The sequence below is a fragment of the Achromobacter sp. genome, from assembly GCF_032113835.1.
In the GTDB taxonomy this organism is placed as follows: domain Bacteria; phylum Pseudomonadota; class Gammaproteobacteria; order Burkholderiales; family Burkholderiaceae_B; genus Achromobacter.
In genome coordinates, this window is sequence record NZ_DAMCTG010000007.1 from 105135 (window position 1) to 115707 (window position 10573).

At 60.7% G+C, this 10573-nt stretch carries 9 protein-coding genes; 4 read left to right on the forward strand and 5 right to left on the reverse strand.

Translation table 11 applies throughout. The features are described 5' to 3' along the window. Positions 1–292: 292 nt before the first annotated feature. The 3 genes from RT697_RS05040 (at position 293) to RT697_RS05050 (ending at position 2602) form a co-directional block, all read left to right on the forward strand. Positions 293–850: a hypothetical protein gene (locus RT697_RS05040; protein WP_313697271.1), complete on the forward strand. Its 558-nt coding sequence runs from the start codon at positions 293–295 to the stop codon at positions 848–850. A gap of 224 nt (positions 851–1074) precedes the next feature. Then, positions 1075–1704 (forward strand): hypothetical protein, encoded by a 630-nt coding sequence (locus RT697_RS05045; RefSeq protein ID WP_313697272.1) that lies wholly within the window; start codon positions 1075–1077, stop codon positions 1702–1704. 151 nt (positions 1705–1855) lie between these two features. After that, positions 1856–2602, forward strand: a complete 747-nt coding sequence (locus RT697_RS05050; protein ID WP_313697273.1) for a hypothetical protein — start codon at positions 1856–1858, stop codon at positions 2600–2602. Here RT697_RS05050 and RT697_RS05055 read toward each other — a convergent pair whose 3' ends face one another. From RT697_RS05055 to RT697_RS05065, 3 genes are all read right to left on the reverse strand, one after another. Then, the gene (locus RT697_RS05055) at positions 2603–3223 is read right to left on the reverse strand and encodes a hypothetical protein (protein ID WP_313697274.1); all 621 of its coding nucleotides are present in this window, start codon (positions 3221–3223) and stop codon (positions 2603–2605) included. It abuts the gene before it with no gap. A gap of 45 nt (positions 3224–3268) precedes the next feature. Further along, positions 3269–4120, reverse strand: coding sequence for an SAM-dependent methyltransferase (locus RT697_RS05060; protein ID WP_313697275.1), 852 nt, complete (start codon positions 4118–4120; stop codon positions 3269–3271). A gap of 378 nt (positions 4121–4498) precedes the next feature. Continuing rightward, positions 4499–4912: a hypothetical protein gene (locus tag RT697_RS05065; protein WP_313697276.1), complete on the reverse strand. Its 414-nt coding sequence runs from the start codon at positions 4910–4912 to the stop codon at positions 4499–4501. Between the two features lie 546 nt (positions 4913–5458). Here RT697_RS05065 and RT697_RS05070 point away from each other — a divergent pair. Then, positions 5459–7852 (forward strand): autotransporter outer membrane beta-barrel domain-containing protein, encoded by a 2394-nt coding sequence (locus RT697_RS05070; protein ID WP_313697277.1) that lies wholly within the window; start codon positions 5459–5461, stop codon positions 7850–7852. A 225-nt stretch (positions 7853–8077) separates the two neighbouring features. Here RT697_RS05070 and RT697_RS05075 read toward each other — a convergent pair whose 3' ends face one another. Then, positions 8078–9247, reverse strand: a complete 1170-nt coding sequence (locus tag RT697_RS05075) for a peroxidase-related enzyme (protein WP_313697278.1) — start codon at positions 9245–9247, stop codon at positions 8078–8080. A 24-nt stretch (positions 9248–9271) separates the two neighbouring features. Next, positions 9272–10573 (reverse strand): acyl-CoA thioester hydrolase/BAAT C-terminal domain-containing protein (locus RT697_RS05080; protein WP_313697279.1); only part of this gene is annotated, 1302 nt, incomplete at its 5' end.

Genomic DNA, 10573 nt, shown 5'->3' on the forward strand with positions numbered 1-10573 from the left:
GGGGAGTCAACCCGGTGAACTCAGCCTTTCCATGATTCGCTTGTGTGTCGATGGAGACTCATCAAACTCTGTATACGACTGGAAGCCGATAGAGTGCGAGCCTGTTCGTTTCCGACTTCCAGCGGCTGGTATGTGCGTTACCGAGCGCCTCCTTGCGCTAGATCAGGCGATTAGAATCGTATCATTTGGTATGCTAGTGATATATATTGTCATAAGCAGTCGCTTCATTCCCGTCCCCGCGATAGGAGGCGTATCCAAGCGATGTCTTCCCTCATAAAGCAGGAGATAGGTTGTGAGCTTCAGAATTGCCAGTGTTGTTGCCGTAATCGCGCTTGCGGGATGCGGGAACATTGCAGCGGTGAAGTCGTTTTCAACCAAGTTTGAAAGCCCGGCCGATGGCGAGACAGCCAATTTGCGCGTGATCACGAACGGGATGGTGCGCGGTGTTCCTGAAAGCGACTGCATCAACTGGTATATCCCCGGTGCAGGAGTCATAGCCGCCCAGGACGGATTTGCCCACAGGAACGACGAAGATATGCGGATGCCAGACAGCAAATGGACGACGGCAATATCCAAATCGAATTTCTACAACACCGAGGTGCGGGTAACTGCGGGTAAGCCGCTAACGCTGGATTTCATCGGAAATGGTCGCGTTACGGCGTATGCACGGGAACAGTGCTTTCTTGCCCGGAGTTTCACTCCGGAGCCAGGACATAATTATGAGGTGGTGAGGATTCAGGACGGTTCAACCTGCCGTTTCAGACTGGTCGACTTCGTCAACTCTACTGAGGAGACCGCCGTCAAGGCTGAGGCTGCTGGCTTTTGCAAAAAGTCGCACAGCTTTATGTGAGCGGGTCGCTCGGCGGGGCTCTTTTGGCCTGATCATGAGTTGCTTCGAGATTCAATTTCGTTTATCACCTTTGCGAAATTAACATTTAGGGAGGGCGACTCTTTATTTGCCAATTGGGCGCAGAAATCGAACGTATTCTGCGGCCAAACATCGTCGGTGCGGCTATTGTTCTGGGATTTTGGAAATAACGTTGCTAGATAATATGTGCTGCTTGATCCTGACTTATGGAAATTGACACTGTTTTTAAATTGGCCGCTGCCGTGGCTGCGGTTGTGGGGGCGGCGAAAGTAATTATTGAGCTTTCGATTGGTGGGCGTGGAAGGTTGCGCGAAGAATACAGGTTCGCGAAAGAATTCATGGATGCGCTTGAAGAAAATCCGAGAATTCATCCTTTCCTGAAAGAAAAGGGCTATCAAGCGATTGCAGGTGATCGTAGCTTGGCAGCATCTGAAATTGAATACCTTTTGTCGCTTCAGAAGCCTGATCGAGCGATACGCGATTACGTCTTGGGTAGACATTACCTGGAACACCTGCAAAGTGCCGGAAATCTACAGTTGGGTTTTAGAGGGAAGTATAAGAATTCGTGGTCGAGAAATTGGAGAAAGGGAAGCTATTTTCTTGTTTATCTTGTTCTTGCAATTCTTGCAATATCGCCGGCGTTAACTCCGACATTATTCGGAACTGAGCCCGGCCAAGTGGTTGTTGCGCTGAGCTTTTGTCTGGTAGGGTTTGGTCCGTTCGCTTGGATGGCGCTTATGGCTGCAGCACGCATACATCGCGCAGAACTTATTGTCAAAAACCAGTCAAAACATACTCAGCGAATTTTGATGAAAAGCGCTCGTGGTTCTGGCTGATTTATTAGAGTGGTGATTCTGGTGCATATGCTCTGCCGCAGCGTGCCATGAATAACTTCTAAACATTCGTCCCAGTGTCCTGAGGCCATTGGTGTGTTCCATCGAAGAACTTCGTCATGAGCGCGGGCGCTCAGAGTCAACGATCACTGCAATGAAACTTCCCGTTGTTTTTTCAGCCTGTGTGCTGTTCGGCCTATCCCACTTGGCGAGTGCCAGCCCGGCTTTCACTGAGTCGGCTCGGCTGCTTTTGCAAGCAATGAACCGCTCACAGGCGGAGTGCTTGCACGGGCTTGGCGAAGCAAGCTGCGAAAGATCTCGCGAGGTGTCGCATCAACTGACTGCAGCGGGTTGGACAGACGAAGAGGCAGGACTTCGGCAACTTGTTGATTTCTGCTCAGCTCGCGCGTTCATATACCAAGATGCGACAGCAGATCGTCAAGCCGGAACCCGCCGTGAAGATGCCAAGATCCCGAGGCCAATGGCGCCCCGCTTACAGGTGCCAAGCGAAATCCAATCCCGGATTTATGACCAGGTCTACACGCGTCATGAGTTCCAAAGCTTGAAGCCTTCCAAAGTTTTTGACGCAGTGATGGCCACCTGCGGCTTTGGTTCGACGTTTGGTGCGGGCGATCATGTGTCCGTCGCAAAGAGTATCTGGGGCGAGGACGAAATTAATAGATGGCTGGCAGGCGAAGCGCCTGACAAGGACGCCCGCCGGGGAACGGTGGGCGTCGCTACAGCAGAGTCTCTACGAAGGCGTTGCCATGCAGATGGTTATGAACGTGGACCTTCTCGTAACAGTTCCGTGAAGAGAAGACGCCGGGAGGCATTTATTTGTGGGCCCCCATCTGTGCTGCCGACGACCTCGATTGCCGGTGGCGTTCCCGCCAGTCGCTGACTAGACCGTACGAGCGGGTCCCAGTGGTGACTTTGTATCAATCCCGCTGTAAGAAAACTGCCAGTCGCGAAACAGCTTGAATAGTCTGAATCCGACGTAGTCATCTTCATTTTTGCGCAGCCAACGGTAATTGCAGTTCCAGTAACTGACCATTCTTTGCTCGGTCCAGTCCAGATACGCTGGGTTGCGGGAAAAGAAGTCACCGTAGATCTCTCGATCTATAAATCCCAAGTTGCGCTCGATAGTGTCCAGAATCTCAACCACGTATTCGCCACTCAACTGCGCGATGAATGGAGCAGCCCACGGCTCATTGGTCCTGACCAAGCGTTCGATCTGTCGCTCTCGCACTGTTCCGTCATGACTCCGAGAAAGCATGCATGCGTACATCAGCGCCTGTGTGTGGTTCAGTTCACGGAAGAGCCTTTCATCGAAACTTTGCCCGATTCGATAAGGAATGACGACCGCTTCGCCCTGCACATTGACCGGAATTCCTTGACTTTCGGTCAAGGTCGGTTGAAGAAGCGCGGCGATGCGATTCGCGTCGGACCGTATCCTGGCAGGAAAGGCGAGGGCTAGAGAATTCACGCGAACGAAACGGGTCGAGGACTTAATGCTCGGCATTTCCGGTTTCCGATGAGGGCGGTCCCGCCGCGTTCAAACAGTGCTTTAGTCTGTCACTTCCCGTACAAAAAACCGATCCTTCAACTCCTGCAACCCAATCCGCTCCAACATCTCCGTCAATCGCTCAGCCGGCTTGCGAGTCGGCAGATTCTTGTGTTGCGCAATGATCAGCTCATTCTTCATCGAATGCTCCCAGCCGACCAGTTCGGTCACGCTGACCTGATACCCATGCGCCTCAAGCTGCAGGCACCGCAGCACATTCGTAATCTGGCTACCAAACTCGCGCGTATGCAACGGATGACGCCAGATCTCGGCTAGCGGATCGGCCAACGCCTTCGCCTTGTTCTTTCGCAGCACCGACGCCACTTCGGCCTGGCAGCAGGGTACGACCACGATGTATTTGGCCTTTTTTTCCAACGCAAAATGAATCGCGTCGTCGGTAGCGGTGTTGCAGGCGTGCAGAGCGGTGACGACGTCGATCGATGCGGGCAGCTTGTCCGAGGTGATGGACTCTGCGACCGACAGATTCAAGAACGACATGCCGCCAAAGCCCAGCCGCTTGGCCAGTTCCTCTGACGACTTCACCAGTTCTTCCCGCGTTTCGATGCCGTAGATATGCGAGCCGTTCTTCAGCGCCTCGGGCTGCTCCTTGAAGAACAGGTCATACAGGATGAATCCCAGATACGACTTGCCCGCGCCATGGTCGGCGAGGGTGACGGCGCCGCGTTGCGCTTGGACATCCTTGAGCAGCGGCTCGATGAACTGGAACAGGTGGTAGACCTGCTTGAGCTTGCGGCGGCTGTCCTGGTTCATCTTGCCGTCGCGGGTCAGGATGTGCAGGGCCTTGAGCAGTTCGATCGACTGGCCCGGGCGGATGTCGTGAGTTTTTTCGGACATGGGGAAAGGCAAAGCGCCCCGCTGTAGCGGGGCGCGTAATGGAGCGGGAAGGGACAGTGTAACCCTCCGCGTGTCTGACACCCGTATGGGCAGGCGAGGGTGTTCACGCGAGCTTATGCGGGTGTCAGACACCGACTGCTGAGCGTCCGACATCGGCTGTGTCCGGCGAGATTCGTCCGATTTCATGTCGGGTATTGATCCGGCACGAAAGCCGCGCGACCCGGGGTAATTGTGCTCTGTCGTGAGACCGCGGTGGCTGCTGACAATCAGTTCCGCCGACTAGACACGGGGTTGATCCATTTGCGGCCGGGTCCGTAGTCCTCGTCGCGCAACGTGATCAATTGGATCCGTCAACGCACGCTCACGCCTTGAATGCACCTAACGGTCGAACCCGTCGGCGCGGTGCATCCGCGTCAGGCCGGATCGCCTGGGATTGCGTGCCGATCCGCCACCCAGGATGAAATCATGATGCAAACCGATGTCCCCGCCGCATTGCGACATGCGGATCTGGCGCTGACGCAAAAACGCAAGGCGCGGCAAGTGGCACTTAAGTTGTGTTGGGGGTTGACGCTGCTTTCCGTTGGCGTGTCGCATCACCCCGCCGCCGTGGGCGTGATCGTCGGGGAGGCCGGGGTTGGCGGTGCGGGCGGCGCGGCAAACGGCGGACATGGCGGTGACGGCGGGGACGGCTACGCGGCGCTGGATCTCTCGTCCTCGTACATCACCTACGATGACGTCATAGGCGCACCCGGCGGCGGCGGCGGGGGTGGTGGAGGCGGTGAAGGCGGTCAAGGCAATTCTGTGGGCGGACGAGGTGGCGCAGGCGGAGACGGAGGGCATGGCATCGTCATCTCTGGTGAGGGCGTGGTGCTGCGGAATGCAGGTTGGACCATCAGCGGCGGCAAAGGGGGAGGTGGCGGGGCCGGCGGCGGCGGAGGCGGGGGAGCCTTTAGCCTTAGCACGGCCCATAGCGCGGTCAATGACGGCGGCCGCGGCGGCGACGGCGCGGGAGGCGAAGGCGGGGGCAGGGGGGGAGGGGGAGGAGGGGGAGGGAGCTCGGCAGGCAGTAACGAGCCTGGCGGCCACGGTGGCGCGGGATACGAAGGGGGGGTCGATGGGTTTGGAGGTACTGCTATCACAGTGCCCGAATGTGAGTTGTGCCTCGTGGGTATTAATGGCTATGGTGGCAGAGGTGGGGAGGCCGGCGGAGCTGGTGGCGACGGCCAATGGGGGTGGTCGAACCACTTCATTGGCGCCCCCCGTGGCGACCACGCTGGCGGCGCCGGCGGCGCCGGGGGCTCCAGCGGTCTTGGCGTCTACGTCACTGGCGCCAATTCCGTGATCATCAATTCCGGGACCATTTCGCAGGCACCGGTCAACCAGAACACCGCCATCAAGTACGCGACGACCGCCAGCGATTCGACGTTGGTGCTCCAGGAGGGCAGCCAGATCATCGGCCTTGTCGATGCCACACAATCTGGCGGCAAGAACACGCTGGTCCTGGATGGGGGCGCGGCGCTGGCGTTCGATGTCAGCAAGATCGGAACCGGCGCGCAGGCGCAATACCTGGGATTCAATGCATTCGAGAAGACATCGGCTGGCACGTGGGCCCTGACCGGCGCGCCGGCTCAGGCGTTGACGCCGTGGACGTTGTCCGGCGGGTGGCTTGCGATCGCGGATGACGCCAGCCTGGGCGACGCAGATGCGACGTTGACGTTCAATGGGGGTGGGCTGCAACTGAACGCCGACATCAACTCACAGCGCGCCATGCTGCTTGGCAAGGACGGCGTGATCCGGACGGTGCAAGGCACGGAATCGGTATTGCAGGGATCCATCAGCGGGCCCGGCACGCTGACCAAAACCGGCGCCGGGACGTTGATTCTGGCTGCCGACAATGCCTATTTCGGCTCGACGATCATTGACGATGGCGTCTTGCAGATGGGTGCGGGACAGAACGTGGGGACGCTGGGCGCGGGTGCGATCGAGAACCACGCGGTTCTGGCCATAGACCGTGCGGACCCCATCACGATGTCCCACGCCATCTCCGGCACCGGCGAGTTGTGGCAGGTGGGGTCGGGCACGACCACGCTTACGGGGCCGCTTTCCTATACCGGCATCACGCGGGTTGAGCAGGGCGCGTTGGTGATCGACGGAACGTCGTTGGGGCAGGCGGAACATGCGCGTGCCCGTGTCGTTGGCGCTGACGATGCGCATCTGGTCCTGGCCAACGGGGCAACGCTCGACGGGTGGATCGCCGGTCCGAACGTGGTGGTTGATGCGTCGAGCAGATGGAATGTCGCGACCGATGCCACGAATCCTGCGCTCGCCAACAACTTCAGTACGGTCAATGCGCTTCATCTTGCGGGTAGCGCGGCCTTCGCCCCGCCTGCCGTCTGGGAGAACGACGCCGTCGGACGGACATTCACGGCCAACCATCTGTTGGGCGCGGGGGGCGAGGTGCAGTTGCACACCATCGCCACCACCAACGGGCTCTCGGATTACGTGACCTTGCATAACGGCGCCACCGGGATGACCAATCTGTCCATCAATGCCCCTGGCGGCTACGGGGACCCGCTATCCGGAAACGGATTGTTGGTGGTCGAGGCTGGCGCCAGCACCGACGGCGCGTTTCAACTCACGGGCGGGAAACGGCCGCGTGGCGGGGCGTTCCAGTATTACCTGGCGCACGGCGCGCGAAGCGGCGCGGCGGAACTGGCCGACAACTGGTATCTGCTCAGCGAAGTTCGTCCCGAGGTGTCCATCTATTCCCAATTGGGCAATCAATCGTTGCGGCAATCCGAACTGTCCGTGGGCACACTGAACCAGCGGATGGGCGCCACGGAAACGCTGGCCCGAAAGGTGTATCCGTACGTCTGGGCCAGGACGCTGGGCGGCGTTGAAAGCCGGGACGGCGCCGAACGAGGCGTTCTGCAATCGCAGGTCGCCTCGCATTCCACGCTGGGCGGCGTGCAGGCCGGAACGGATCTGTTCGTGGTCAATAAAGGCGTCGGCCGTCGTAGTGTGGGTGTGTTCGGTACGGTAATGGCGTCGCGAAATGCAGTGGACCATTATCGGGAGTCGACGCGTTCGACGGTCGATGCCGGACACAGCGATCAGACGATGTATGGATTGGGCGCCTATTACACGCTGATGGATGGCAAGGGCGGCTATGCCGATTTCGTGACGCAGCTCAGCCGGTACGGCGTCAAGACCGAATCGAGCGGTCCGGAAGGCGTGTCGATGCGAACGTCCGGGTGGGGCGGCGCGCTGTCGGGCGAAGTGGGCAAGGCCTTCTCAATGGGCGACGAGTCCAGCGGGCTGCGCATCGAACCCCAGGCGCAACTGATGTACCAGCACGTCAGGCTTCGGCATGGCGATGATGGCATCGGACGGGTGACGCTACCGGCGGTGAATGCACTGCATTCGCGGGTGAGCCTGAGGGTGTCAAAGGCGTGGGGTGGGCAAGCTGGTACGCCAAGTCAGGGCTGGCTGAAACTGAGCTATCGGCACACGCTGGGAAAATCCCGCAGCGTGTATGAGTCGCTAACGCAGGGCGATATCGCTTTTGACAATGAGCTGGAGGGCTCGCGCCTGGGCCTTGGGGTGGGCTACGAACGGCAAGCAGGTTCGACCACGTTCGTGAATGTTCAGGTGAGCACGGAACGGGGCTTGGGTAGCGCGTCAGGGGTGCGCGCTGTGAGCGGGACCTTGGGGATCAAGCATTTGTTTTAGTTGTTGGCTGTGCTTGTCTTTTGCATCGGCGGCGTCTTAGGGGCGGTGTCTGACACTCCTTGAAGGCGGTGTGGGTCGGTGTCTGACACCCCGGGAATGGACTCGCAATGCGACGGCGGTCTCGTGGGGGTGTCAGACACCTAGGTCAGCGCAGCAGACACCTGGGTCAGCGCAGGGTGTCAGACGCCTACCGGCGGTGTCTGACACCCAGATCCACGGTGCGCCTCAGACCGTCACGAGGACCGGCTCACCCAGATTCAGCATCAACCGATTCGCCCACGCAAAGATCGCGTCCGAATGCAGCAGATCCAGGATCTCGCCATCATTCAGCCCAACGTCCTTCAACGCCTGGATGCTGGCCGCATTCACGTCAGCCTGCGCCTCGGTGATCTGGATCGAGAACTTGCCGATGGCCTGCTCACGCTTGGTCGTGCCAGCGGTGATCGGATCCTCGAACACCTGTCCAATCACATCATTGCGCTTGGCCAGTTGCTCGAACCGCTGCGCATGCACCGACGCGCAGTACACGCAGCCGTTCACGCGCGACACGACGGTGGCGCCCAGTTCGCGTTCGGCGCGCGACATGCCGCCCGGGGCGTACATGATGGCGTTGAAGGCCGTGGAGCGTTGGCGCAGGATTTCCGGCTGGTGGACCAGGAACAGGTAGTAGTCCGAGACCTTGGCCTTGGGGTGGCTTTCTTCCAGGACGGCGATCTGTTCGGACGTGGCGGTGTCGACGTTGACGACGTCGAGCCAGGCCTTCCATTCCAGGACTTCGTTGGTGAAGCCGTGCGCCTTGATGACGTCGCCGGGTTCGGTGTTGCCGGGGTTGACCACGGTGGTCGCATCGGCGGCGGCAGAACCGGCGCTTTGACCTTCAGCCGCCTTCATCGCCACCAACCCAGCCACCAGCCGCGTCTGATACGACAGGAACGCGATCAGCTGCGACAAGGTGACAACAGCAGGCGTCGAAACTCCCGCAGCCGGCAGCGTCTTCAGCGCCGCCTCGTCGCCTTCAACAGGCTTTTCGATCAGCTTGCGCGTGAACTCCAGCACGGCGGCCAGTTGCGGGTTGGCGGCATCAGCCGGTTTGCCCGATTCGGCGACGGCGATGTCTGCCGCCGCAGCGCCAGCTTCCACGGCGCGGGCGCGGTAGTGCGCAGCAAGCAGCGGCGACGGGGTGATGCGCGTTGCATACAGCGCGACCAGCAGCCGGTCGGCCAGCGACAGGCCGGGCAGGGCCGGGTCGAACAGGGCGTCGTAGCTGCCTTGGGTGGCGGCGGCGACCTTGTCGCGCTTGTGGCGCACGTCAAAGGTCTGCGTGCCGTGCGTCAGGCCCACGAGCTGGTCGACGAGGTCTTTGGTGATGTCGTAGACGATGGGTTGTTGTGCCATTGATGAATTCTCCGAAAGTATCTTTCAGCCGGCGTTGCGCGGCGTGCTGGACGCGATGCCTGCGGCATCGTCCGCGGCCGAAGCCGGCTTCCCACCCGCCGCGCCCTTGGCCTTTACCGCTGCGTCCAGGAACGACGTCACGCCTTCCCAGGACTCCTGGTCGGCGCGGGCGTTGTCCTTGGGATTGCCGCCGCTGGTGCTGATCTTTCCCGACACCGGGTGGGCATACACGAGCTGCGTGGTGGGCACGTAGGGGAACAGGATCGAGTGACCGCCGTTCTCGTAATCCAGCCACTTGACCGGATACGGGTGCTGCACGTCGACCAGCTTGTCCTGCACCATCTTCGAGTACAGACTCGACGGCCACGAGCCGTCGTCGGTGCCGGACAGCAGCATGACCGGGCCTTCGATGTCTTCCACGCGGATGCGGGCGCGGGCGACGGCGTCGGGGTCTTGCAAGGCCGTCAGGATGGCCTTCTCATGCCGATGCGGCGCGGGGCCTTCATCGAACGGGGCCCAGGTGGCGGTGCGGTTGTTTTCCCAGACGTGGGGAATGGGCTTGCCGCCCAGCAGCCACGTGGGGCCTTCGCGTCCGATCTTGGGGTCGCACGCATTCTGGCCGCTGTGCACGACGGCGCCGGGCACGTACGCCACGACCGCCGACACTTCCTTGGGGAAGGTGGCGCCCAACAGCAGCACCAGTTCGCCGCCGCGCGACTGGCCGCTGATGGCGACGAAGTCGTGTTTGGGCTGGACCTTCTTGCGCAGCCAACGCAGGCCGGTCTGGAAGTATTCGAGCGGTGTGTTGGAAATGTAGTCCGACAGGCCCGGCGCCTTGAAGTACGCCAGCGCGAAGGCGGCGTAACCGCGCGAGGCGTACAGGGCCGCGCGCGGTTCGTTGATGCCGCCGCCGGACCCGTTCAGGATCATGACGGCGGGATGCGATTCCGGGGCGCTGCCGGCGGGCAGGTACAGGGTGCCGACCAGGCCTTCCTCGCGGACCTCGATGCGCGTGACGCCTTCGGATGCCAGGCGTTGCGTGAAGCTGGCGCGCGCCTCGGCGCCTTCCACGCGCGCCACCACGTCGGTGACCAACGCGTCGGTCACCGGGTGGTTGAAGTATTCACGGCTCTTGCCGTCCTCGGGGGACTGCGCCCAGATCAGCCCCATCGGGGACAGGCCGGTGTAGTCGCCGGAAACGGGCGCTTCGCGGGTCAGGTCGACCACGCCGTCCTCGCCCGCCGTGTACGCGGCCTGGGCTTGCCAGACCACGCCGTTGCGACGGGTGAGGGCGGTGATCTCGACGGTCGCGCCGGGGGCCACGTG

Excerpts from the sequence above, each read along its gene's own strand:
- RT697_RS05045 (WP_313697272.1), top strand. The coding sequence starts at position 1,075 with ATGGAAATTGACACTGTTTTTAAATTGGCCGCTGCCGTGGCTGCGGTT.
- RT697_RS05050 (WP_313697273.1), top strand. The coding sequence starts at position 1,856 with ATGAAACTTCCCGTTGTTTTTTCAGCCTGTGTGCTGTTCGGCCTATCC.
- RT697_RS05055 (WP_313697274.1), bottom strand. The coding sequence starts at position 3,223 with ATGCCGAGCATTAAGTCCTCGACCCGTTTCGTTCGCGTGAATTCTCTA.
- RT697_RS05060 (WP_313697275.1), bottom strand. The coding sequence starts at position 4,120 with ATGTCCGAAAAAACTCACGACATCCGCCCGGGCCAGTCGATCGAACTG.
- RT697_RS05075 (WP_313697278.1), bottom strand. The coding sequence starts at position 9,247 with ATGGCACAACAACCCATCGTCTACGACATCACCAAAGACCTCGTCGAC.